This is a genomic window from Pedobacter sp. FW305-3-2-15-E-R2A2 (genome assembly GCF_038446955.1).
GTDB lineage: Bacteria > Bacteroidota > Bacteroidia > Sphingobacteriales > Sphingobacteriaceae > Pedobacter.
The window spans coordinates 4,231,345-4,257,718 of the sequence record NZ_CP151803.1 but is presented as its reverse complement, the minus strand read 5'-3'; the positions used below and the strand labels follow the sequence as shown (position 1 = coordinate 4,257,718).

Genomic DNA, 26,374 nt, shown 5'->3' with positions numbered 1-26,374 from the left:
ATGAATATCGTGGTTTAAATCATTTGTTGCTATTACAGATGATACCTGCGGGGGGATTTATTAAACTTTGGTGATTTAGCCTGAGAATTTCTAAATTTTTAAAAAAAGAATTCATGATTGAAAGATTTTTTCCCCTGCACCCTGCACAGCAAGACATTTATGTTGATCAGGTCATGCACCATTCCAGCCCGGATTATAACATGGGCTTTTACCTGATTCTGACAGGTAACTTAGACAAAACGTTGTTTTCCAATGCGCTGGACGACGCTTTATCAACACACGACGTGTTTTGCCTCAGGTTTGACCTGAATCATCCGGAACCAGTTGCTATCGTTGCCGATGATCATCCTCAAAATATCATAATAGAAAAAGACTTTACTGCAGTAATAGATCCGGAAAAGGTGGCCAGAACCTGGATGCAGCAGGTGTTGGATAGCCCAATGCCGCTTAAACCAGAACTGTTGCCTCATGAACACTATTTGTTAAAGATCAATGAAAACACCTCCTGGTATTTTTGCCGGTTCCACCATTTGGTGATGGACGGTGTTGGTCTTTCCAACTGGCTGAACGACTTAGGTGAACATTTCCGCGAACGGAAAGCGGGAGGGAAGCGGACGGTTAAAGCTCCTTCCTATCTCGAATTAATGAAAACTGCTGCTGATTATTACCAGTCAGCAGCCTATGCCGAAACAAAACACTACTGGCAACAAAAGATCCCCGCCGTTTTTCCTGTGCTGTTGGAAAAAAAATATCAATCCGCAACTCAAAAATATAGCAGTGGCATCCACATCCTGGAACTCAGCCCTGCACAAGATGCCCTCATGAAGGTCTTAGTGAATGGCAAAGGTGCAGGAATACAGAAACTTAGCCTTGCCGCACTGATCATCTATTTTGCACGTGTTACAGGGCAGCAGCAACCTGCTTTTGGAATTGCCTTACATAAAAGAGGGTTGAAGGAAGAACGGAAGTGTGTGGGCATGTTCTCCGGATTGCTGCCTTTCTGTGGCAGTTATGATCCTGAAGAAACTTTGTCGGCACTCCTGGCTCGGATCTCGACTGAACTAAGGGAGGATTACCCACATTACCGTTATCTGCCCAGCGATTTAAAAGCGTCGCTCCAAAATTCCGGAGAGGATACACCATTGTTTGATGTGATTGTGAACTATGGCAGATTGAATTTTACGCCTGATTTTGGCGAAGATACCCAGGCAGATTTCTGCCTGATAAGAAATAACCATCAGCGAAGGCCATTGGAGATCTTCTGGCAGGAATTCGGTGAAGGTCATCCCGCGAGGATTGAATTCATTTATCACCATTCTTATTTTACTTCAGAAGAAATCGCCTGGTTTGCCAAGCGGTTCATTTCCATTATCGAGCAATTTCCGGATGCCTTAAACCGTCCGGTAAGCAGTATTCAGGTCATCTCAGCAGAAGAAGCTCAGCTGATTAAAAGCTTCAGCAACGAAGAAGAACAATATACCGCTGATGATACCATTGTATCTATGTTTAAAGAGCAGGTGGCGCTTCGTCCGGAAGCCATTGCATTACAATCTGAAAAGCTGGCAGTTACCTTTGCGGAACTGGATCAGCAGTCGGAACAGCTGGCGGCTTATCTGCTGGAAAAAGGGGTACAACCAGGAATGCCTGTGCCGGTAGGGATGGACCGTTCCCCGGCATTGATCATCTCCATCCTGGCCTTACTCAAGGCTGGGGCAGCTTACGTGCCGATAGACACGGAATATCCGCGGGAAAGGATTAAGTTACTGATTGCTGATCTGAAGAGTCCCGTCGCGATTACGACGAGTGATTACGCTGCTCTTTTTGATGTTCCGGAGCTCATTTTAACAGATCGGCTGGAATTGTCTGATTTCCAGATGCCAAAGCGGAACCTGAGCGATAAATCTGCGGCTTACCTGATGTATACTTCCGGTTCTACAGGAACTCCTAAGGGGGTCATCATTTCCCACCGGAACGTGGTCAGCCTGGTTAAAGCACACCATTATTTTCCTTTTAGCCCGGCAGACCGCTTATTGGCTGCCGGTTCTCCTGCTTTTGATGCAGCTACTTTCGAATACTGGTCCACCTTATTGAATGGCGGCCAACTGGTTCTGGCGAGTAAAGCAGCATTGATGGACAGCAGTCAATTAAAAGAGATCATCCTCCGGTATGGCGTCAATAAAATGTTCTTTACCACAGGCTGGTTTAACTTATTGGTAGATACCGATATCTCGGTATTCCAGCGGCTCTCGGCAGTGATTGTTGGGGGCGAACGTTTCCCTGCAGCATCAGCAGAAAAACTGAAGGCACATTATCCTGATTTACAGTTGTACAATGGATATGGGCCTACAGAAAATACCACCTTCTCTTTAAGTTATCAGGTCCGGACCGGGCTTTCGGAAATTCCGGTGGGTAAACCGCTGAGCTACCGAAGTGCCTATATCCTCGATGAAAATATGGAAACGGTTCCTATTGGTGTCAGCGGGGAGTTGTATGTTGGAGGTGCAGGACTGGCAGATGGATATTTCCGTCAGCCGGAACTGACATCGAAAACCTTTATCAGGAACCCTTTTGCGGGAGATAAGGGGGTGGATCGTTTATACCGTACCGGAGACCTTGCGCGCTGGCTTCCGGATGGTAATATTGTCTTTGTTGGCAGGAAAGATGATCAGGTGAAAATCAGGGGTTTCCGTGTTGAACCTGCAGAAACAGCAGCAACAATACAACGCTCGGAACTGGTTAAACAAGCGGTTGTGACCACAAGAGCCGATGCTACCGGGATCTTACAATTGCTGGCATACGTTGTTCCTGAGCCCGGTTTTGATAAAGAAACGTTGCTGACCTGGCTGGAAACACAATTGCCTTCAGCTATGGTTCCTTCCCATGTAATGGTCCTGGATCAGATTCCCCTTACTGCAAATGGTAAAACAGATAAGGCTGCATTGCCTGCTCCTGAGCAAACCAAAGGATCGGAAATCGTGCTGCCTCGCAATGAAACGGAGCAACAGCTGGCAGAGGTCTGGATGGAGCTATTGCAAAGGCCACAAATCAGTGTTCATGATGATTTTTTCAGACTGGGTGGACATTCGCTAATGGCCATGCGGGTCATCGCTTATATCAGAAATGAGTGGGATATTAAGCTGTCGCCAACAGTATTTTTTAGTTGTAAAACCATTGCAAGACTCGCTGCACTGATTGATGAATTGCAGGAAGAGGAGTTGGTGCCGGAAGAATTTATCCAGCTGGAGTTGACTCCCGAGGCTGCACTGCCGGTCTCTTTTGGCCAGGAGCGCATGTGGTTTGTGGACCGGCTTCAGGGATCTGTGCAATATCATATTATATTGGCTTTCAGGATCCATGGGGTGTTTGATTTAAATGCTTTACTGAAGTCTTTTAATCATATTCTGAACCGGCATGAGGCGCTACGGACAGTGATCAGAGCGGAGCACGGCTTGCCTTATGCTCATGTGCTGGAAAAGGACAGCTGGAAAGCCGATGTGATCATTGACCACCCCGATGCAGCTGATCGGGAGAAAATTCAGGCGCTCGTAGAAGGGCTGCTGAACAAACCTTTTGATCTTTCAGAGGAACACCCGCTGCGTGCACACCTCATCCGGATTTCCGAAGTGGAACACCTGCTGGCGATTAATGTCCATCACATTGCTGCGGATGGATGGTCGCTGTCGATTCTGTCTGATGAGCTGGTTACAGGTTATCGCGCTTTTGCTGCGGATACCATACCGGAGTTACCTTTATTGCCTTTACAGTATGTCGATTATGCGCGCCGGCAGCGCAATGAGGAGGGTGCTTTGGCTGCTCAGCTCGATTACTGGGCGCAAAAATTGTCAGGAACACCTTCCTTAAACCTGCCTTTGGATTTCAGTCGCCCGGCGATACAGAGTACACGTGGCGATTCCATGGTATTTAAGGTCAATAAAACATTAACTGAACAACTGAAACAGCTTTCCTTACAGGAAGATGTGACTTTATATATGACTTTGCTGGCGGCTTTTAAAGTCTTGCTGCAGCGTTACTGTTCACAGGATGATGTCTGTGTAGGTGCAGCTGTGTCGGGAAGAATGGAACAGCAGCTGGAGGGGCTGATCGGCTTCTTTGTAAACACGCTGGCATTACGTACAGACCTGAGCGGCGATCCGGATTTTCGCAGTGTATTGCAACGGGTAAAAGCCACAACGCTGGAAGCCTACGATCATCAGGAAGCACCTTTTGAAAAAGTGGTTAACCTGGTCACGACAGAACGGGATACCAGTCGCAGTCCTTTATTTCAGGTGGTATTTGTATTGCAGAATACACCGGACATGCCGGAGATGAAGCTGGGGGATGCCTTGATGGAATCGGAATCTCATCGCTATCAAACGAGTCAGTTTGACCTCCATTTTTCTGTTTCTGAGACAGAAGAAGGATTGTCTGCTGAGGTTTCTTATTGTACTGATCTTTTCAAAGCAGGTACAATTTGCAGATTGTTGGACCATTTTTCAACCTTGTTAAGGGCCATCGTGGAAAATCCTGATGCTAAAGTGGCCAATATCACATTGGTTTCTGAGGAGGAACAGGAGCTGATCAAAAACTTCAGTAATGAGAAAGAGCAATATAGGGGACAGGATACCATCGTCTCTCTGTTTAAAGCACAGGTCGCCATCCGGCCGGAAGCCATCGCTGTTCAGTCAGAAACAACAGCACTCACGTTTGCAGCTTTAGACCTGGAATCGGAACGTCTTGCGGCTTATCTGCAGCAGAAGGGCGTCCAGCCGGGAATGTCGGTGCCAGTCTGCATAGACCGTTCTCCTGCATTGATCATTTCGATCCTGGCCTTGCTCAAAGCAGGGGCTGCCTATGTACCGGTAGATCCGGAATATCCTCAGGAAAGGATTAACTTGTTGATTGAGGATCTGAATAGCCCGTTCGCAATGGTCACGGGTAATTATGCCGCGCGGTTTGATGTTCGGGAATTGATTTTAACGGATCAGCTGAGCTTACCTGATGCTACAGTAACCACAGGCTTTAGTGTGGATCATCCGGCTTATATCATGTATACTTCGGGTTCTACAGGCAAGCCAAAAGGAGTGCTGGTTTCGCACCGAAATGTGGTCAGCCTGGTCCAGGCGAAAGATTATTTTCCACTAAACCCTGATGACCGGATCCTTGCTGCCGGTTCTCCGGCTTTTGATGCGACGACTTTTGAATATTGGTCTGCTTTATTGAATGGTGCCCGACTGATCCTGGCGGATAAAGCACAACTGATGGACAGCACACAGTTGAAAAAGATCATCCGCAAATATGGGGTCAATAAAATGTTCTTTACAACCGGATGGTTTAACCTGTTGGTGGATACTGATATTTCAGTATTTGAAACCTTATCGGCGGTTATAGTCGGCGGGGAACGTTTCTCTGCACAACGTGCGGAAACGGTCATCACCCGTTATCCACACTTACAGTTACACAATGGATATGGGCCTACAGAGAACACGACTTTCTCGCTGAGCTATCTGATCAATAGTACGCTTGTTTCAGAAGTCCCGGTAGGCAGGCCGCTGAATTATCGCAGTGCCTATATTCTGGATAAAAGTCAGAAAATTGTGCCTATAGGCGTAACAGGAGAATTGTATGTAGGGGGTGCAGGACTGGCGGATGGATATTTCCACCAACCAGAATTAACGGCCAAAGTTTTTATTCCTCATCCCTTTCTTAAAGACAGTAAGGAACGTTTATATCGCACCGGAGACCTTGCTCGATGGCTTCCTGATGGCAACATCGCATTTGAAGGCAGGGCGGATGATCAGGTCAAGATCAGAGGTTTTCGTGTGGAACCCGGAGAAACAGAAGCTGCAATATTACGGTCTTCGCTGATTAAACAGGTGGTCGTGCTGACAAGGCCGGATGCTACCGGTGTTTTACAGCTCCTGGCCTATGTTGTTCCTGAGCCCGGTTTTAAAGAAGAAACCTTGTTGACCTGGTTAGAAACGCAATTGCCTGCCTATATGATTCCTTCACATATCCTGGTGTTGGATCAGATTCCACTAACGAAAAATGGTAAAATAGATAAACAAGCTTTACCTGCTCCGGAAAATACCGGCGATACTGCAGTGCTGATGCCGCGAAACCAAACGGAACAACGCCTGGCGACGATTTGGATGGAATTGTTGCAAAGATCGGAAATCGGAATTCATGATGACTTTTTCAGACTGGGTGGACATTCGCTGATGGTGATGCGGGTGAGTGCTTTTATCAGAAATGAATGGGGCCTGGAGGTCGCTCCGACAGTTTTGTTTAGCTGTAAAACCATTGCGAGATTGGCATCACATATCAACGAATTGCAGGGAAGAGCAGAAGAAAATCTGCTGGAAGTGATCAGACCGGACGCTTCCGCTGAAGGCCATCTTCCGGTTTCTTTTGGTCAGGAACGCCTTTGGTTTATCGACCGTCTTCATGGTTCTATTCAATATCATATCATTCTGACTTTCAAGATAGATGGTTTGTTTGACCTGAATGCTTTGGTTAGTGCTTTCAATCACATTGTGAACCGCCATGAGGTGTTGCGGACGGTGATCAGACAGGAAGACGGCTTGCCTTATCAGCATATCCTGGAAAAGGATACCTGGAATGCGGAGGTCTTAAATGACCATCCTGCAGTTGCTGAGGAGGAAGGACTTTTACAACTGGTAGATGAACTGGTAACGAGGCCTTTTGTCCTTTCGGAAGAACACATGTTACGTGCACATATCATCCGGATTTCCGAAAGAGAACATTTCCTGGCGGTCAATATTCATCACATTGCGGCAGACGGATGGTCGATGTCTATCCTGGCAAAAGAACTGTATGAAGGTTACCAGGCTTACGCGGCGGCGAGTATCCCTGAATTTACAAGTTTGCCGATCCAGTATGGTGATTATGCCCGCTGGCAGCGCAACAGGGAAGCGATATTGGCGCCTAAGCTGGATTACTGGCAGCGAAAACTGTCGGGAACAGCATTGTTGAATTTGCCGACGGATTTTGGACGCTCAGCGATGCAGAGTGTGCGTGGGGAGACGATGAAATTAAAGATCAGCAAGACGCTGACAGAACAGTTGAAAGCGTTCTCTATACAGGAAGACGTGACGCTGTATATGACTTTACTTGCTGCATTTAAAGTCTTGCTGCAGCGTTATTGTTCGCAGGATGACATCTGTGTTGGTGGTGCCATTTCAGGAAGAATGCAGCAGGAAATGGAGGGCCTGATCGGTTTCTTCGTGAATACACTGGCATTGCGGACCGATCTGAGTGGTGATCCGGATTTTCTGGAGGTCCTGCAAAGGGTCAAAACAACCACCCTGGAGGCCTATGATCATCAGGAGGCGCCATTTGAAAAAGTGGTGAAACTCGTGATGGGAGAGCGGGATACGAGCCGGAACCCTTTGTTTCAGGTCGTATTTGTCTTGCAAAACGCACCGGAGATGCCTGCGATGAAGCTGGGTGAGGCGCTGATGGAAAGAAAGTCGAGTCATTACCGGACGAGTCAGTTTGACCTCCATTTCTCTGTCTTTGAAACTCCGGAAGGTCTGTATGCGGATGTCGCTTATTGTAGTGACCTTTTCAGGGAATCGACGATTCGCAGGTTAACAGGGCATTTTGAACAGCTGTTAAAGGCGATCGTAACCAATCCTCAGCTTAAAGTCGCGGATATTCCAATGATGGGCGCAGAAGAAAGCCATCAGCTGCTGCATGATTTTAGTGGCATTGAAGCAGCGTATCCTATGGAAGAGACGATTGTCAGCCTTTTTCAAAAACAGGTGGGCCGTACACCGGAAAGAATCGCTTTAACGTTTGAAAAACAACAATTGAATTATAAGGACCTGGATCGCCGCTCTGATGCACTGGCCAGAAGGCTTAGACAAGAGGGCGTTACGGAGGGAAGCCTGGTGCCGATCTGTACTGGTCATAGTATAGAAATGATGATCGGGATCCTGGGGATTTTAAAGGCCGGAGGGGTGTATGTTCCGGTAGATCCTGAGTATCCGCAGGACAGGATTCGTTTTATGCTGGAAGATACCGCCGCTCCGTTGATCCTTGTCCTGGAGCATACGGTTTCGGTGATAGAGGCACTGAGTACTGCAAGGTTAATCTGCCTGTCTGAGGATTGGGCAGAGCCGGAAAATGGGGCGGTGTTACCGGTATGTAAACCGGAGCAGGCGGCCTATATTATTTATACTTCCGGTTCCACAGGACGCCCTAAAGGTGTGATCATTCCTCACCGGAATGTAGTTCGACTATTCATGACTTCCGTACCGCTGTATGATTTCAATGAGCAGGATGTCTGGACGATGTTCCATTCTTATTGTTTTGATTTTTCTGTCTGGGAGATGTATGGTGCCTTATTTTATGGAGGCAGAATGGTGATTGTACCACGTTCTATGGCAAGAGATACGATTGCTTTCGCTGCGTTGCTGCGGACAGAAGGGGTGACGGTACTTAACCAGACGCCTTCGGCTTTTTATGTTTTACAGGAGTACCTTCAGGGCAGCCCGATGCCGCTTTCGCTTCGCTACGTCATCTTTGGCGGAGAGGCTTTACATCCATCACGTTTAAAAGCATGGAATGGATGGTATCCGGAATGCAAGCTGATCAATATGTATGGCATCACGGAAACGACGGTACATGTCACCTTCCAGGAGATTGGGGAGGAAGAAATGAATAGCGGCGGCAGTAAAATAGGAAAACCCATCCCTACATTGTCTGCTTATATCCTGGATGCAAGGTTGCAACCTGTACCTATAGGTGTTCCGGGCGAGCTGTTTATTGCGGGTGCTGGTGTAGCCAGTGGATACCTCAATAGAGAAGAGCTGACCAGGGAACGTTTTATTCCCCATCCTTTTAGTGATGATCCGGAAGAAAAAATCTATAGAACCGGAGATTTGGGGCGATGGATGGAAGATGGCAGCATAGAATATCTCGGCCGGATCGATTCCCAGGTTAAAATAAGGGGCTATCGGATAGAACCGGGAGAGATAGAGCATGCCCTGAACAGGTTGCCTCAGGTGGCAGAAAATTGTGTGGTACTGAAAGCTTCAGGTGCGCATGATAAGAAATTGGTTTGCTATTATGTACCGGATCAGGATCGGCTGAAGGAGCTGGAACAAAGTCTGTACGAAGACCAGGTGAACAATTGGAAGGTCTTGTATGAGGATACCTATGGCAACTCGGAACCGGATACAGGAGAGGAAGAGTTTAACATTGCGGGCTGGAATGATTCCTTTACCGGAGGAGCGATTCCTGCAGCAGATATGCAGGCATGGCTGGATGATATTGCCCAGGTGATCTTATCGCAGCAACCTGAACATGTGCTGGAGATTGGTTGCGGTACGGGGATGATTTACTACCAGTTGGCTCCGCACATCAGCAGCTATGCAGGGGTAGACCTTTCAGAAGTTTCTGTTGCACAGATCAGGCGTCATGTGAGCCAACATCCTGCACAATTTCCGGATACGCATCTGCGGTCCTGTGGAGCGCATGAGGTAAAACCTGATGAAATGGAAAAAACAGATACGGTGATCATGAATTCCGTAATTCAGTATTTCCCGGGAGAGGATTACCTGACGAGAATCATCGCAGATAATATTGTTCGCCTGGAAGGTTCCGGAAGAATTATCCTGGGGGATGTAAGGGATTACAGATTGCTGTATGCGTTTAAGTCACGTCTTTCCCTGGCAAAATTACAGGAGCGCGCAGCGGTTACGGAATTCAGCTGGCTGGTGGATCAGGAAATGATGAAGGAGGAAGAGCTTTGCTTTACACCTGATTATTTCTATCAGCTTCCGGAGCAGTTTCCCGAAATCAGTCATGTGGAAATCCGATGGAAGGAAGGGGATTATGTGAATGAGCTCAGTCTTTACCGCTTCACGGTGATACTACATATCGGACTGGAGAAAGCGGTGTCGGAACGCTCATGGTCGGAATGGGGCGACTTAAAAGAGTCTGCAGATCAGCTCTTTGAAAATCTTCCTCCGGTCATTGCCATCAGCGGAATTCCGAATCCACGTTTATGGAAAGAACGCCAGCTGCTGCAAGGACTGAGGGATCATACTGCGGTTAATGTAAGGGACTTAATCCGTGCTGTGGAACAACCGGACGAAGAAAATGAAAAAGTGACGCAATTGCTGAAGACCGCAAAACAAGCGGGGTATCAGGTCCGGATGATGCCTGCAAAAGATCCGATGCAGATGGAACTTCTTTTGGAGCTAAATCCGGCAGGAGATTTTGTAATGCCTTTATATCAGGCAGACCGGGATTTTCCTTTTACCAATATCCCTTTGTTTCCGGACATTACGGCTATTTTACAGAAAGAAATCAGACAGGATTTATCTGTGGTGATTCCGGATTATATGGTGCCAACAGACCTGATTGCTTTACAGCGCATACCGGTAACGGGCAATGGCAAGGCAGACCGGGGATTCCTATCCCGTCTGGAAGATCAGCAATGGAAACATCATGCGGAATATCAAGCGCCCTCAACCGAGAGAGAAGAGCTGTTGGCCAATATCTGGATGGAGATACTGGGGGTAGACCGGGTAGGTGTAAAGGACAATTTCTTTGAGCTTGGCGGCGATTCTATCCGTGTGGTAAAGGTTGCTGCAAGAATCAGAAAGCTGACGGGAATGGAAGTCAGCGTCGCGGATATCTATCGTTCAGGAACGATCCTGGAACTGGCAGAATTGCTGGCTTCACATGCAGGGAATGAAGGGTCGGTTACTTCGGCGCTGCAACAGGAACTGAAGGAAATAGAGGCGGAGTTTATGCCAATGCTGTCCGGAAGGGCAACATTGGAAGCGGTTTATCCAATGAGCGATATTCAATGTGGCATGATTTACGCGTCTTTGCGTGATCCGGAATCAGCGGTCTATCATGATCAATTTCTCTATCCGGTAGCCCGTTCCCTGGACCCTTCCTTGTTTGAACAGGCACTGCGCATGATCGTCGCGAAACATGAAATATTGAGGACTACCTTTCATCCCAACCTCCATGAACAGGGATTGCAGGCAGTCCATAAAAATATACCGGTGAAAGTGAAGGTTTTAGAGAGGTTAAACAGCACTGCGGAAGTGCTGAAACCTTACCTCAGAGCATACCTGAAGGAGGAACGCGAAAGGCCTTTTGATCTGGAGCATGGGCCACTATGGCGTGCAACATTGCTGAACTGGCAGGAAGGAACAGTATTTGTCTTGCAGTTCCACCACGCTATCCTCGATGGATGGAGTGTGGCAGCCTTCAATACAGAACTTTTTAACTTGTATCTGCAGTTGGATAAAAACCCGGAAACTCAACCGTTAACCCGCCTGAAAGGAAGCTACCGTGATTTCGTCCTGCAAAATATGATGGGTAGAAAAACAAACTTGAACCATGATTTCTGGAAAAAGGAAATGGAAGATCACCAGCGACTGGACTTGTTTACTACAGAAGAAAAGCAGGATGATCTGATCGCAAGTTATACGAAGGAGATGCTGGATAGTTTGAAAAACCTGGCCAAAGAACATCGGCTTTCCCTTAAAGGGGTCTTCCTTGGTGCCACCCTTTATACGATCGGAATGCTGAGCCATCAGCGGAGGCTAACGATCGGACTGGTCACGAACAACAGACCAGTGGTAGAAGACGGAGATCAGTTGCTGGGATGCTTCCTGAATACCATTCCTTTTGTATTCGAGATGCCGGATGGGAAAGAAAGCTGGGAGGCCTATTTTAGAAGGATCGAGGATAAATTACAGTTGCTGAAATCATATGACCTGACCTCACTCTCAGAGATTGCAAGGATCAATACCGCTTCTGCTCCACAGGAAAACCCTTTCTTTGACCTCATCTTCAATTTTATAAATTTCCATATTTATGATGAACTGGAAGAAGAACTGATGGACGTTTCCCTTGCTCAGCAATGGCTGGCCAGTGTAAGCTATGGGCTTTCCAATACCTTTCTGGATTGCTCGGTGAGCCTTACCGGCGATACCATGGCAGTGGTCTTCTCTCAGGGACGAAAACTGCAAAGTGGAAAAACACTGAAAGATGTGCAGCACTATTTTGACCATGTGCTGGATTGCTTCCGTCACCGGTTAACAGACCGGATCAGCAAACAATCTTTTCTGCCTGCCAGAGAACAGCTCCTGCTGCTGCATGAATGGAATGATACGCTCTCAGCCTTCCCGCGTGAAAGCACTTTGATTTCCTGTTTTGAGGAAGCGGCCTTGCGTTATCCTGAGCGGATTGCGCTGGTCACGGCAACTAAATCCTATACGTACAGGGAGTTGCAGGAATGGTCAGCCCGTCTGGCCACAAAGTTGATTCATGCTGGTGTGAAGCCCGGAACGTTTGTCCTCCTGCATGCAGACAGGTCAGCGGATACGGTGGCCGGAATACTGGCGATCATGAAGGCTGCTGCGGCTTATGTACCACTGGATCCGAACATCCCGGCAGCGCGACTGATGGGAATACTGGAAGATACAAAGGCGGAGTTTATACTTGGTCGCATGAAGGTCGATTTGCCGCTTCCTTCGGATGAACTGAGCTGGATCGGTACGGAAGTAGCAGGGGAAGCGGAGGCTTCCTTATTTCCTGATCTTTCTTCATCTTTGGATGCCTATGTGATTTATACTTCCGGTTCTACGGGACGGCCGAAAGGAGTGCCTGTAAAACATCGGGCGGTGTTGAACCTGATCTGGCATTATGCACCGGAGATCGGCTTTACAATAGACGAACGTGTATTGCAGTTTTATAGTTTCAGTTTTGATGCTTCTGTCCAGCTTATATTTCTGCCTTTAATTCATGGGGCGGCATTGCTGATCCCGGAGCAGGAAGCTTTACAGGATCCGGATCTCTTCAGAAAGATGCTGGAAGCGCAGAGCATCAGTCACCTGGACCTCACTCCGGGCTTCCTTCAAAGTCTGGGAAGGGAAGCCTTGTCCGGCAGCCTGAAACGAATGGTGGTTGGAGGAGAAGAATGCCCGCCTGAACTTGCGGCGTATTGGGGAAATCAGCTGGATTTTTGCAATGAATATGGACCTACCGAAACTACGATTGTAGCCACGCGTTATCGCTATCATGAAGCAGCAAATGGAAAGCGCCTGTCCATTGGAAAACCCATTCCAAACACCAGAATTTACATTCTTGACGAAGGCTTGCAGTTGTTGCCGGCCGGAGTAGCTGGAGAAATCTGTATCAGTGGGGAAGGCGTATCTTCCGGATACCTCAACCGCCCGGAACAAAATTTAATACATTTTATTGCGGATGTGTTTAGTGAAGATCCGGAAGCAAAGATGTACCGTACAGGTGATCTTGGCCGATGGCTTCCGGATGGTTCGCTTGAATACCTTGGACGAGCAGATGATCAGGTGAAAATTCGTGGTTATCGTATAGAACCGGCAGAGGTAGAAGCGATCCTGTTACAACAAGACAGTGTTCAGCAAGCCGCAGTGGTGGTTCATACGGATGATGTTGGAGAGAAACGTTTGCTGGCTTACCTTGTTCCTGCACCAAACACCTCCTTAGCAGTGATTGAAGCCTCCCTACGGGAACGCCTGCCTGCTTATATGATGCCTGCCCATATTTTTTTAGTGGAGGAGTTGCCGGTAACGATATCGGGGAAAATAGACCGGCGTTTGCTCGCCTCGTCGGGTTTGCCTTTAGCAAATGCACCGGAACCTGTTGCACCTTCAAATGAAAGGGAAAGTTTGCTGTTGGAAATATGGCAACAGGTATTGGGACTAAAACGCATAAGCATCGATGACGACTTTTTCTTGCTTGGCGGACACTCCCTGAATACCTTACGCCTGCTCGGCAGAATCCGTCAGGCTGGATATGAGGTTCAGTTGCAGGAAATCCTGAGTCACAGTACAATTGCCAGACAGGCCATTTTGCTCCATGACCGGAAGATGGATGAAGCAGTACTTTCTTTAAGAAAATCCGTAAATGAGCATGTGTTGTTATTGAACAATAGCCAACAGGAAAGGAATGTCTTTTTACTACCCGGATCTACGGGAAATTGCGACAGTTACGATGAGCTGGCCAATGCACTCTCGGATAAAGTAAAAGTCTACGGGATCCAGATGATGGGATTGCTGGAAGGAGAAAAACCCCTGCAGCGTATGGAGGAAATTGCGGCATTGCAACTTTCCTGGATCCGGGAAATTCAACCCAAAGGGCCTTATCGCTTTATCGGGCATTCCTTTGGAGGTCAGGTTTTATATGAAATGACCAAACAGCTGGAAGATTTAGGTGAAGAGGTAGATGTGGCCATTATGCTGGATGTCGCAACTGAGTTAAGAGGAGCGCAGGAACCGGAAACTTTTGAGGTCAGCGAGGTCATGGATTTCGTATTGCTATCGCTCGAAAAGTACGACATGCTGGGCTTAATGAAGCCTTCATTCCCGGATAAATTGCGGCCTGAAATCGAGAACCTGGCTGCACAAAAAGCTATTCCTTGTCTGACTGATTTGCTGAAAGATCAGGTTGCCCTGCAAAGGGAAGATACCACGCTGGTTTTTAGGGTCATGGACCTGCACCTGGCCAATATGTTATTGCCTTACCGCATTTCGGGTAAAGTGAAAGCACCTTTAACGATTGTAAAAGCCAGCGTTAACCCATTGGAGAATGTCCATGAAGCATTGGGTTGGCAGGATCATGCGAACTCGGTAACGGTGATGAGCACTTCCGGTGATCACTTCAGCATGCTTCGTGATGCCTTTGCGCAGGAACTTGGTGATGCTTTGAAAGCAGTATTCGCATCGACGGAAGAAACGCTGATTTGATGAATTGTTGCTTCAATAGAAAAACCCTGGAGAAATTCAGGGTTTTTTCTTTATAAGGGACAGCACTATAAATGCGCTAAACTTTAACAGACTGGAGAAGAATTGCGAAACGTAAAACAAACTGATCCCATTGGCTTCCTGGTTCAATGTTGCAATTAATGGAAATATGGTCAGAATCGTTGCCAATAAAATGACCCATTTGATCCAGTCTTTTCCGATAAAGGCAAAGTATCCGAAGGTTAGGAACATCAAAGCCATTTCAGCAGTAACGGTCAGGTCAAAATTGGGGCTTTTACCCCATTGAATGAATCCGCTAACCACATCAACAGTGATGGCTGCAAAAATTAAATAGGCTGAAAGTTTATAGTTTGGGTGTATCTGATCGTCCATTAGTATTGAAAAAGCCGCAAGATAGCATTAATAAAAAAATTGATTGTATGCTACTAACATAACATTAAACAATTTTAGCATATCGCTGATTATATCATGCAAAGCATTTAGTTTTATTCTTCCTCAGTTGGTAATATGATCACAAATGAAACCTGAATATAAAATGAGAAAAATCACTTTATCTTTTATCCTGATGCTCAGTACGGCAACGTCGATCTTCGCTCAGGAATCTAAGCCTTATGAAGGGGTTCCCGGTTGGGCGGAAACCAAAGACCAGCGACTCAAATGGTTTAGGGAAGCCCGGTTTGGCCTCTTTATCCACTGGGGCTTATACAGCGCCGCCGGTGGTTCCTGGAATGGCAAGGTATACCCTCAGCACTATGCAGAATGGATCGAAACCTGGGCTAATGTTCCGAGCAAGGAATATAGCGAAACATTGAAGCCTAAATTTACAGCGGCAAAGTTTAAACCGGAAGCATGGGCAGCACTGGCAAAAGAAGCAGGAATGAAATATATGGTGATCACCTCCAGACATCATGAAGGCTTTAGCATTTTCAATAGTAAAGCTCCTTATTCCCTGAATAATCCGGTAACGGGAGGAACGAACATCTCTCCGAAAGGAAGAGATTTATATGGAGAAACGGTTGCTGCTTTTAAAAAGGCAGGACTGAAAACCGGTGCCTACTATTCTTTGCTGGACTGGCAGCATCCTGATTCTTACCATACTTTTCAAAATAATCCACGTGTTCCGGGAACTAAGCCGAATCATGAGGTTTACAAGAATTACCTGTACGATCAGGTGAAAGAGCTGGCACAGAATTATGGTAAAATGGATGTGCTATGGCTGGATTTCAGCGGAAAAGATACTCAGGGTGAAACTTGGGGAACCAAACGCATCCTGACAGATCTCATCAAATGGCAGCCAGGTATTATCGTAAATAATCGTTTCTGGGAGGGCTTGGAGAACAAAAACGGAGATATTGGTACACCTGAGAAATATGTCCCACCAGCAGGTTTGCCGGGAATGGATTGGGAAGTGAGCCATACCATGAACGAAAGTTATGGTTATAGTGCCCATGATCAAAACTGGAAATCTTATGATAAGATGATGAACCTGTTTTTAGAAACCGTAAGTAAAGGAGGAAACTTCTTGTTAAATATTGGTCCGGATGGGGAAGGACAGATTCCTGAACAAGGTGTAAAGATCCTGAAAGAAATAGGCGCATGGATGAAGGTAAATAACGAAGCGGTATATGGAACAACGGCCAGCCCGTTTCCATCACTGGATTGGGGTTATGCGACACAGAAACCCGGAAAGTTATACCTGGAAGTTTTTAATCCTCCTGTAAACGGAGTGTTGGATGTTCCTTTGTCCAGCGGCATTAGCAAAGCTTATATTTTAGGGAATAAAGGAAAAGCATTGTTGGTTAAAACGGCGGCGAACGGCAAGACGATCCAGCTTCCTGCTGATTTCTCCGGGCCGAAACCAATGGTCATCGTCGCAGAGATCAAAGGTCTGCCTGTCGTACTGACCCAACAACTGAGCTCGCTGAAAGATGGAAGTATTGTGCTGAATGCGAATAACGCTAAACTGACGGGTACCGGCGGTATTAAGTTAAAAGGAGCATCGACTCATGATCCAAACAGACCAAATACCATTGCTTTCTGGACAAATAAAAATGATTATGCGTATTGGGATTTGAAAATTCAGAAACCAGGAAAGTATAAAGTAATGGTCAATTATTTCGCATCAGCTAATGCAGCTGGAACACTTCAGTTTAACCTTGAAAATAATGCACTTAATTATAGCATTCCGGCTGAAAATAGTGCTGGTTTTAAGGAGGTTGAGGCAGGAATGATCGAGGTTTCGCAACAGGCGATAGGAGCAGCCTCGCTAAGATTGGAGCTAAAGGCAACAGGGATCACTGGCAAGTCTATGCCGGAGATCAGCAGCATTACGTTGAAGCCGATTTAATCGGTAAAAATAAGATAGTAAACCCCGGTTGACTCAGTCAGCCGGGGTTTTATGTTTTGGATTTAAGGGTATTATAAAGCAATCTTTTGTTGTACTTTTGCCGGCAAAGAACAGATTATGGAAGCGACTGAACTAAGAATTGGGAATTATACATTGGATCATGGTCATCCTGAGCAAATACCTTATGGATCTGATATTGATTCTGCGGGATTGATGGAGCCGATCTTGTTAACGGAAGATTGGGTGATCAAGTTTGGTTTCGAACGCTTTGAATTTGAATATGAAGAGGGGATTGAGGTCACTTATGTATTAGAAAAAAAGAACGGTCATCAGTTCGTGTTAAGTGACACGCTCCAACCTATGGATGGGGAAATTGCCATGCTGGATTATAAGTTGCAATATGTGCACCAGATTCAGAACCTCTATTTTGCATTAACAAATGAAGAGTTAACAGTCAAAGGTTAACTATATTTACCGATAATTTCCGGATAAACCGAATGCTGAACTTTCAATAAAACAGATTGTTTTTTCGTGTATATTGCTTTTAACTAATGAATAGTTTTTTATGAGCCTTAACACGAAAAAGCTTTTACTTTCTTTACTGATGGTATCGGCCATCAACTTCTCTTACGCTCAAAAGGTGGTAACAAATCACTATCCCTGGTTTCAATTTCAATGGTTAAGCAGTAAAATAAGCGGTAAATATTATCAGAAACTAGCAATGGCTATCCCTGTATCCTTTAATGATAGAAAAGGTAATATGCTGTTGCAGTTTGACCTGGGAAGCGATGGAACATCGATGTATGAGAATAGTCTGGCCAGCTATTACGATTCTATGGAAGAAGTTAAAGCGTTGTTGCCTGCTAAACTCGATACCGGCAGGTCTTCTGCAGGACTGTTACATGCCTCCTTAAATCCACTTAGCCTGAAAATAGGGCCTAATACCAAAACCGATGTAGGTATCTTCCTCAATTATGGAGCTAAGATTGCTAAAGATTCGCTGCTTAGCGGAAAGAAAAATCTCGTTGGTACCCTTGGTGCAGATTTCAGTAGAGATAAAGTGTTAATTATTGATTATGTAGGTACGAGGATGTGTCTGTTGGATAGCCTCGATAACCAGCTGAAAAAGGAGATTGATTTCGTCGATTGTAAATTACAAAAGGGAAGGATGTTGCTTCCTCTTAAAGTTGCAGATCAGACGAAATGGGTATTGTTTGATACGGGGGCGAGTTTGTTTGACCTGGGAACAAGCAAAGAAAACTGGCTGCAGCTCTCCACAACTAAACTTCCCATCGACTCCCTTGTGGCAGGTTCCTGGGGTAAAAAGACAAATTTTTATAAAGGAATGATCAAATCAAAAGTCTACCTGGGCAAGGCACAGTTAAAAAATCCTTCTGCATGGTATTCCGACAATCAGCTCCTGGAAGATTTTTATAAGTCGGAAGCGCTTTTCGCTCTGGTCGGAAATTCCCTTTTTTTTGAGGATATCGTTGTTATTGATTTTAAGAATGCAAAGTTTGGAATTGTAAAGAAAAACCAGCTTTTATGATAAAAAAGATTTTAACAACGGGGATGGAATCCTATTGATGTTCTGATGTCTTATTATACTGCCAAAGTACGTTGATGATTTTCCATTCTCCATTCGTCTTCACGATGTGCATATAATCAAACCATTCGTCGGCAATTAATTTTACGGATGCGGTTAATGCAGATACATCCAGTAGCTTAATTTCTTTCTTTGGCGTTTTTGGAAACTTATCTCCAGCAGTATTATAGGTTTCTGCAAGAATCACCAGATTTTCAGCTGAATATTCAGAAACAAAGTCTTTTTGTGTTTTCTTGTTTTTGAAAACCGATCTTTTGACTACCCGGGGATGTAATGCTTCCTGCATTTGTTTAGGATTTGGCGTATGTTGAGACTCAATATAAGCAAGTGCTACTCTTTTGATGTCCAGTGTGTCCTGCCTGGTCTGCGCTTGAACTTTCAACGTGCCCATCACAATGAGTACGAAAAGAAAGGGGATTAACTTCATAAATAGATTTAAGTTGGCGTTTCGGATTAATTGCTTAGCTAAATATAGCTAATTCTTACAATCCAGCCGTAGGGTAAATCGGCTTATTTTGGCATCAGAGCGTAATCGGGTATCAATGTTGTTGCAGTAAGTTAAAGGATAAATATTATTTTATTTAATTGCTTTGAATCGATATATTTGAGTTAAAGTAAATCTGTATGAAAAAAATTATCATTGCTTTCGTTGTCATCTTTATTGCCAATCTGGGTTGTAAAAAAATATCAAATACAGATGGTCTTTGTGCCTGTTCTCCCATTCAATATCCAGGTATTTCTCTCGTGATTAAAAATGCAGCTAATCTGGATTTATTGAATCCAGCTAATAAAGAAGCTTATGCGCTGAGTCAGATTAAATTATTTCAAAAGGATGATAAAGGGGGAGAGAAGCAAGTGAGCTTTTTCCTTCGCCCAACATTTAGTTATGGCTCAGAAAAGTTCAATTATTATCAGCTGTATTCTGAAGAAATGATTGCTTTAGCGAGGACTAAGCAACCAATTTTTTATCTGAAATTGGGCGATGGAACTCCTTATGAGCTTAATCTGGAATTGAAGGAAGGTATGCCTGATGCCGGGAAATTATTAATTGATAAAAAGGAAGCACCTAAGGAAACAGGTGAGCTTGCAAAATATAATGCCAGCATTTTCTACCTAAACCTTTAATTTTTTTAGCAATTGGTCTTGTAACGAACTGATCATGTGTTTAATTTCCATCAAATCAGTTTCCTGTTCCGGAATCTCCTGACTCTGGTAACTATGAAACTGCCACAATTCCAATACTTCAGCAACAGGTACACGATAAGGCTGGAATAACTTGTTTAAAGATTCCAGGAGTATGGTTCCTTCCTTTTCAATCGTCAGCTGCTTGAATACAAAATCCTGTTCTCCTTTCAATATAACAATGCATAGACTGCGGGCTTTTAACTGTTGCCAGTCGGCTACAAATCTACAGATCACCTCAGCACCTTCCGGAATTGGTAACATCGAAGCTCCTGTGGTGGGGAACATCCGGAAAGTACCGGATTCAGGGAGATTGGGCAGGGAAAATCTGGGCAAAGAAGCCAGGAATTCAGGGTCCTTGTAGCCGGCCTGATAACCGGCCTTCGCCTTTACAGGGATATATTCCATATTTTCTTTGTTGTCCTTATCCACCGTGATCGCCAATACGCGGAGGTTGCCTCCCTGCAAATAAATATCAGTTCCAGCCTCTAATTCCCGGAGCTTGAGTTCTGAAATCCTGGAAAGCTCCACTTTCAGGAGGCTGTCTATACTGATCTTAAAAGTATTTGAACAATTGATAAGGTCCTCCGGCTGGGGGGCTTTAGTCTGCCCGCTTTCCAGCGCATTGAGCTTAGAACGGCCTATGCCCAGGCTTTCTGCCATCATTTCCTGGCTCAGTTTCTTCCTTTCCCTGAGGAACTTAATATTGGCAGAAAAAAAAACTTTTTGAGTATCCATTTTGTATTGTTATTATTAGTGTCAAATATTTGACACTGATCGTGTCAAATGTAGTAATTTTAAAATTAATTGTAATGGAAGAAGCGGCGAATAAAAATGATATCATTGAAAAACTGAAAAAGGAGATCCTTTTAATGCAGGGATTCTCTGCGGTTTTAGATCATGGACGCCTGGATATTGGCCTTGGGCCAATGGAAAAAGCTTTTCCTAACCATATTTTTCCGACCGCTGCAGTACATGAATTTGTGAGTACCCATCCCGCAGCTGCAGCAGCCACCACAGGTTTTATGGCTGGTCTGATCAGCCATTTAATGAAAACGGAAGGCACTTGCCTTTGGGTCGGGACGCGGCGTCAGCTTTTTCCACCTGGCCTGAAAGCTTTCGGGATCTCTCCAGACCGGGTGATTTTTATAGACCTGCAACGCGAACGGGATGTCCTTTGGGCAATCGAAGAATCCCTGAAATGCAGCGCGGTAACTGCAGTAGTTGCCGAACTTAAAGAAATTAGCCTTACTGAATCCCGGCGACTACAACTTGCCGTAGAAAAAAGCCGGGTTACAGGTTTTCTGCACCGCTGCAATCCTCAAAAAATAAACCATATTGCCTCTGTTTCCCGCTGGGAAATTAGTCCAATCATCAGTCATCTGGAAGCGGGTGTTCCGGGGGTAGGCTATCCCCGCTGGAATGTAGAACTGCAAAAGATCCGCAACGGTAAACCCGGAAGTTGGCAGTTGGAATGGTCGGCAGGGCGATTTAGCCATTTGGAAACTGCAGCAACCCCAAACACTTTGATTCAGCAAACAGGATAGTATGCCAAGGCGATACCTTACGATATGGTTCCGTCATTTAACGACGGATCAACTCGCTATCCGCAAACCGGAGCTGAAAGGGGAGCCTTTTGTACTGGCCGCTGCCGAACGCGGACGAATGGTGGTAAAGGCCTGTAGTGCTGCTGCCAGGGAGAAAGGAGTGGAAGCAGGAATGGTCCTGGCTGATGCAAGGGCCCTAATTCCCAAACTGGAGGTGCTGGATGACCATCCGCTCAGGGGTGAAAGATTGCTTCGGGCCCTGGCCGAATGGAGTTTGAGGTATACGCCGATTGCAGCTGTTGATTTACCGGATGGCCTGATTCTCGACATTAGTGGTTGCGCACACCTTTGGGGTGGCGAAGAACCATACCTCAATGATATTTTAAGCAAGCTCCGTAAACCGGGTTATGAAGTCCGGGCGGCCATAGCAGATACAATAGGCGCCTCCTGGGCAGTATCCCGCTTCGGACAAAGCAGTCCGGTGATTGAGCCGGGAGCGCATGTTGATGCCTTGCAGTCTTTACCACCAGCGGCATTGCGACTGGAAGCAACTGTGCTGGACCGCCTGCAGAAGTTGGGCCTGTATCAGATCCGGAGTTTCATCAATATGCCTCAAAGGGTGCTGCGCAGGCGTTTCGGACAGGATTTGCTAAACAGGCTGGATCAGGCTTTAGGCTTGGTGTCAGAGCCGATAACGCCCATCCAGGCCATCGTTCCCTACCAGGAAGCACTTCCATCCCTGGAGCCGATCCGTACGGCCACGGGCATTGAAATCGCCTTGCGGAAGCTGTTGGAAATCCTTTGTCAGCGGTTGTTTCGCGAAGGTAAGGGAATGAGGAAAGGGGTGTTTAAAGGTTACCGGATCGATGGAAAGCTTCAGCAGATAGAAATCGGAACAAATGAACCGGTGAGAAATGTAGGCCATTTATTTAAGCTATTCGAGCTGAAGGTCGCTACGATTGCGCCGGGATTGGGAATAGACTTGTTTGTTTTGGAAGCACCTGTGGTGGAAGAACTTTCCATCCAACAGGAAAGCCTTTGGGCAGCGAGTAACCAGGAGCACCTGGCCATCGCAGGTCTGCTGGACAAGATTGCAGGGCGATTTGGTGCGAATACCATACACCGCTACCTGCCTGATCAGCACCATTGGCCGGAACGCTCTATCCGGGAAGCCAAAAGTTTACAGGAAAAACCGGCCATCGCCTGGCCGGAGGATCAACCCCGGCCACTCTGCTTATTGCCCCAACCGGAGCGAATCCAGGTCACCTCGCCAATTCCTGATTATCCACCCATGCTGTTTATCTATAAGGGAAAGGTTCATAAAATCAGAAAGGCAGATGGCCCGGAAAGAATAGAGCGGGAATGGTGGATTGAACAAGGGCTGGTCAGAGATTATTATCGGGTAGAGGATGAGCAGGGGGCACGTTACTGGGTATTCCGATCGGGTCATTATCATGATGGCCAGCCAGAATGGTTTATACATGGTTTTTTTGCTTAAAGAAGAGAGAGATGAGTTATACAGAATTACAGGTAACCACAAATTTTAGTTTCTTAAGGGGGGCTTCGCATCCTGAAGAAATGATCGTGCAGGCCGTATCGCTTGGCTATAGTGCGATTGCGATTACCGACCACAATACGCTTGCGGGGATTGTCAGAGGGCATGCCGCTGCCAAGGCAAATGGCATCAGGATCATTCCTGCCTGCAGGCTTGACCTGGTAGATGGCCCAAGCCTGTTGGCTTATCCGACAGATCAGCCAGCCTATGCCCGTTTGTCTACCTTACTCTCCACAGGCAACCTGCGGACAGAAAAAGGCAAATGTGAATTGTATAAAGCAGATGTTTATCATTTTTCAGAAGGCATCAAATTCATCACTGTGCCTCCGGCTAAATTAAATGGAGAGTTCGATTTAGATGTGGAGTTTAAAGCTGCGTTAAAGGAATATAAAGAAGCATTTGGAATCAACCTTTATCTGGGTGCCTGCTTTTCCTATCGGGGTGATGATGCGAAAAAGTTGTATCGGATTTCGGAGCTTGCAGATCAGATCGGAGTAGCGATGGTGGCCACGAATGATGTGCATTTTCATCATCCTGACCGGCGTGAGCTTCAGGACATCGTGACCTGTGTAAGGGAAAAATGTACGATCTATAACGCGGGCTATCACCTGTATCAGAATGCGGAAAGGTACCTGAAGACTGCTGCCGAAATGGAGCGTTTATTCAGGCAATATCCGGATGCGATCAGACGGAGTCAGGAAATCGCGGAAGCCTGTCAGTTTTCCCTTGACCAGCTGAAATATGTCTATCCGGAAGAAATTACAACTGAAGGACGTAACCCACTGGAAGAATTAACCCACCTGGCCTGGAAAGGGGCAAAGGATTTTTTTGGAGAAGAGCTGCCGGAGAAAATTACGACGGCTATTGAGTATGAGCTGAAATTTATAGAAGAAATGGATTATGCGGCCTATTTCCTCACGGTATATGATATTGTTCGGTTTGCAAGGGAACAAAATATCCTGTGTCAGGGCAGAGGATCTGCTGCGAATTCAACGGTCTGCTTCTGTCTGGGCATCACCTCGGTAAATCCTACTAAATTTGAATTGCTTTTTGAACGCTTTATCTCTTCTGCGCGCAATGAACCGCCGGATATTGATGTGGATTTTGAACACGAACGGAGGGAAGAAGTGATCCAGTATATTTATAATAAATATGGGCGTGACCGTGCGGCCATTGTAGCCACGGTTACCCAGCTCCACCGGAAAGGAGCCCTGCGTGATGTGGCAAAAGCAATGGGGCTGTCTGTAGATGCGGTAGACCGGCTTTCTAAATCGATGTGGGAATTTACAGACGAATGGCTGGAGGGCAAAGTGGCCTCTGATCATGGATTTAGCCATGATGACCCACACCTGATGAAGATCCTGCAGCTGACACAGCAGTTTATCGGTTTCCCCCGCCAGCTGGGGCAGCATACGGGTGGTTTTGTAATCACCAGGGGGAAGCTGAGCGAGCTTTGTCCGATTCTGAATGCACGTATGGAAAACAGAACCTGTATTGAATGGAACAAGGATGATATCGATGCCCTGGGCTTCCTTAAAATAGATGTCCTGGCATTGGGCATGCTGACCTGTATCCGAAAGGCCTTTGACCTGGCGAAACAGCATTATGGTCTTGACCTTACCCTGGCCAATATTCCTGAGGATGATAAAGAGGTGTATGATATGATCAGTCATGCGGATACGATAGGGGTGTTTCAGATTGAGAGCAGGGCGCAAATGTCGATGCTGCCGAGATTAAAACCGAGGAATTTCTATGACCTGGTGATTGAAGTGGCGATTGTCCGCCCGGGACCGATTCAGGGAGATATGGTGCATCCTTACCTGAGGCGACGCAATGGAGAAGAGGACATCACCTATCCTTCAAAAGAACTCGAAGAGATTCTTGGACGTACCTTAGGCGTGCCTTTATTTCAGGAACAGGCGATGAAAATTGCCATTGTTGCGGCAGGTTTTACACCGGCAGAAGCCGATGAATTGCGCCGGAGTATGGCCAGTTTCAAATCCCATGGCATGGTGAGCAAGTTCAGGAAGAAACTGGTAGATGGCATGACTGCAAAAGGTTATGAACAAGATTTTGCGGAGCGTGTCTTTAAACAACTGGAAGGATTCGGGAGTTATGGTTTTCCGGAGAGTCATGCGGCAAGTTTTGCCTTGCTGGTGTATGTATCCTGCTGGCTAAAACATTATTATCCGGATATTTTTGCGGCAGCTTTACTGAACAGCATGCCTATGGGATTTTACCAGCCTGCACAGATTGTCAGCGATGCAAGGAAGCATAAAGTAGAGATGAGGTCAATTGATGTGAATTTATCCTCCTGGGACAATACGCTTGAAGAACTATCCGGCAAATACTGCGCGATGAGGTTGGGCTTCCGTCAGGTGAGTGGTTTGAACGAAGAGGACTTAAATCTGCTGATTGCCGGGCGAAAGCAAGAGCCTTACCGCCATATTCATAGCTTAATGGAAGCAGGTGTGCCCCTGGCTGCGTTGGAAAAGTTGGCAGATGCAGATGCTTTCCGCTCTATGGGAATGGACAGGAGGCAGGCTTTATGGGAAGTGACGGCACTTGCCGACCGCCCTTTGGGTTTATTTGAAGGAGAGCTAAAAGAAGAAATTAAAGAAGAACAGCAAATCCAATTGCCGAAGATGTCTTTGTCGGAACATGTGGTTCACGATTATAGTACCACTTCCTTATCCTTGAAAGCCCACCCGGTAAGTTTTGTCAGAAAGGAGCTGTTTCAGCGTCAGGTGCTTTCTGCTAAAGAATTGAAACGCTGGCCGGATGGTACACTGGTCAGGGTCTGCGGATTGGTCCTGGTGAAGCAGAGACCGGGAACGGCGACAGGCGTTTGTTTCATCACGATTGAGGATGAAACAGGAATAGCGAACCTAGTGGTTTTTCAAAAGCTGTTTACCAAATACCGTAAGGAGATTTTAAGGGCAAAGCTGCTCATGGTAGAAGGGAAGTTACAGCGGGAGGGAGAAGTGACCCATGTAGTGGTAAAACATTGCTATGACCTGTCTGGTCTTTTGCAGGGACTCGTAGAAACGGATATTAAGAAAGGTAAAAAGGTGATCCAGGCGGAACTCTTTCCGGAGTCCAGGGATTTTAAATAAACTATTGTTTTTCATATAAGGCGTCACATCTGGCTTCGTAGTTGAAATTTATCGCATCAGTTTTTACAATTTTTTTGGTGCTTTGTCCGGATACAACATTGGAAAGGAGGAGTATAATTAGGCTTATCGTGTACTTCATCAATGATTCATTTAGTTTTATGATCTCTATGGTTTGATCCCCTGCTTTATGACGCTTTTAATTGACATAAAGAATAAGGAATAA

Annotated in this window: 11 protein-coding genes; 8 read left to right on the top strand and 3 right to left on the bottom strand. The window is 46.1% G+C overall.

Annotated features, from left to right (window positions below; all coding sequences use genetic code 11):
• Positions 1-113: 113 nt before the first annotated feature.
• Entirely contained in the window at positions 114-14,780 is a 14,667-nt protein-coding gene (locus AAFF35_RS16935; protein ID WP_342327714.1) for an amino acid adenylation domain-containing protein, read from the top strand.
• A 36-nt stretch (positions 14,781-14,816) separates the two neighbouring features.
• Here AAFF35_RS16935 and AAFF35_RS16930 read toward each other — a convergent pair whose 3' ends face one another.
• Positions 14,817-15,170: a hypothetical protein gene (locus AAFF35_RS16930; RefSeq protein WP_342327713.1), complete on the bottom strand. Its 354-nt coding sequence runs from the start codon at positions 15,168-15,170 to the stop codon at positions 14,817-14,819.
• 145 nt (positions 15,171-15,315) lie between these two features.
• On the opposite strand from AAFF35_RS16930, the gene AAFF35_RS16925 reads away from it, so the two are divergent.
• From AAFF35_RS16925 to AAFF35_RS16915, 3 genes are all read left to right on the top strand, one after another.
• Entirely contained in the window at positions 15,316-17,145 is a 1,830-nt protein-coding gene (locus tag AAFF35_RS16925) for an alpha-L-fucosidase (protein ID WP_342327712.1), read from the top strand.
• A gap of 117 nt (positions 17,146-17,262) precedes the next feature.
• On the top strand, positions 17,263-17,610 hold the full coding sequence (locus tag AAFF35_RS16920) for a hypothetical protein (protein ID WP_342327711.1): 348 nt from the start codon (positions 17,263-17,265) through the stop codon (positions 17,608-17,610).
• 100 nt (positions 17,611-17,710) lie between these two features.
• Positions 17,711-18,694: a hypothetical protein gene (locus AAFF35_RS16915; RefSeq protein ID WP_342327710.1), complete on the top strand. Its 984-nt coding sequence runs from the start codon at positions 17,711-17,713 to the stop codon at positions 18,692-18,694.
• A gap of 31 nt (positions 18,695-18,725) precedes the next feature.
• Here the strand turns inward: AAFF35_RS16915 and AAFF35_RS16910 are convergent, their stop codons facing one another.
• Positions 18,726-19,178 carry a nuclear transport factor 2 family protein gene (locus AAFF35_RS16910; protein ID WP_342327709.1) on the bottom strand — a complete coding sequence of 151 codons (453 nt, stop codon included), beginning with the start codon at positions 19,176-19,178 and terminating at the stop codon, positions 18,726-18,728.
• Positions 19,179-19,375: 197 nt separating this feature from the next.
• Here AAFF35_RS16910 and AAFF35_RS16905 point away from each other — a divergent pair, with 197 nt between their 5' ends.
• Positions 19,376-19,876, top strand: coding sequence for a hypothetical protein (locus AAFF35_RS16905; protein ID WP_342327708.1), 501 nt, complete (start codon positions 19,376-19,378; stop codon positions 19,874-19,876).
• Here the strand turns inward: AAFF35_RS16905 and AAFF35_RS16900 are convergent.
• The gene (locus tag AAFF35_RS16900) at positions 19,865-20,671 is read right to left on the bottom strand and encodes a helix-turn-helix domain-containing protein (protein WP_342327707.1); all 807 of its coding nucleotides are present in this window, start codon (positions 20,669-20,671) and stop codon (positions 19,865-19,867) included. The two genes, AAFF35_RS16905 and AAFF35_RS16900, sit on opposite strands and share 12 nt — an antisense overlap.
• A gap of 74 nt (positions 20,672-20,745) precedes the next feature.
• On the opposite strand from AAFF35_RS16900, the gene AAFF35_RS16895 reads away from it, so the two are divergent.
• Genes AAFF35_RS16895 through AAFF35_RS16885 form a run of 3 tightly spaced genes read left to right on the top strand, consistent with a single transcriptional unit; the run spans position 20,746 to position 26,151 of the window.
• The gene (locus AAFF35_RS16895; RefSeq protein ID WP_342327706.1) at positions 20,746-21,480 is read left to right on the top strand and encodes an Error-prone repair protein ImuA; all 735 of its coding nucleotides are present in this window, start codon (positions 20,746-20,748) and stop codon (positions 21,478-21,480) included.
• A gap of 1 nt (position 21,481) precedes the next feature.
• Positions 21,482-22,978, top strand: a complete 1,497-nt coding sequence (locus AAFF35_RS16890; protein ID WP_342327705.1) for a DNA polymerase Y family protein — start codon at positions 21,482-21,484, stop codon at positions 22,976-22,978.
• Positions 22,979-22,989: 11 nt separating this feature from the next.
• On the top strand, positions 22,990-26,151 hold the full coding sequence (locus AAFF35_RS16885) for an error-prone DNA polymerase (RefSeq protein WP_342327704.1): 3,162 nt from the start codon (positions 22,990-22,992) through the stop codon (positions 26,149-26,151).
• Positions 26,152-26,374: the final 223 nt, after the last annotated feature.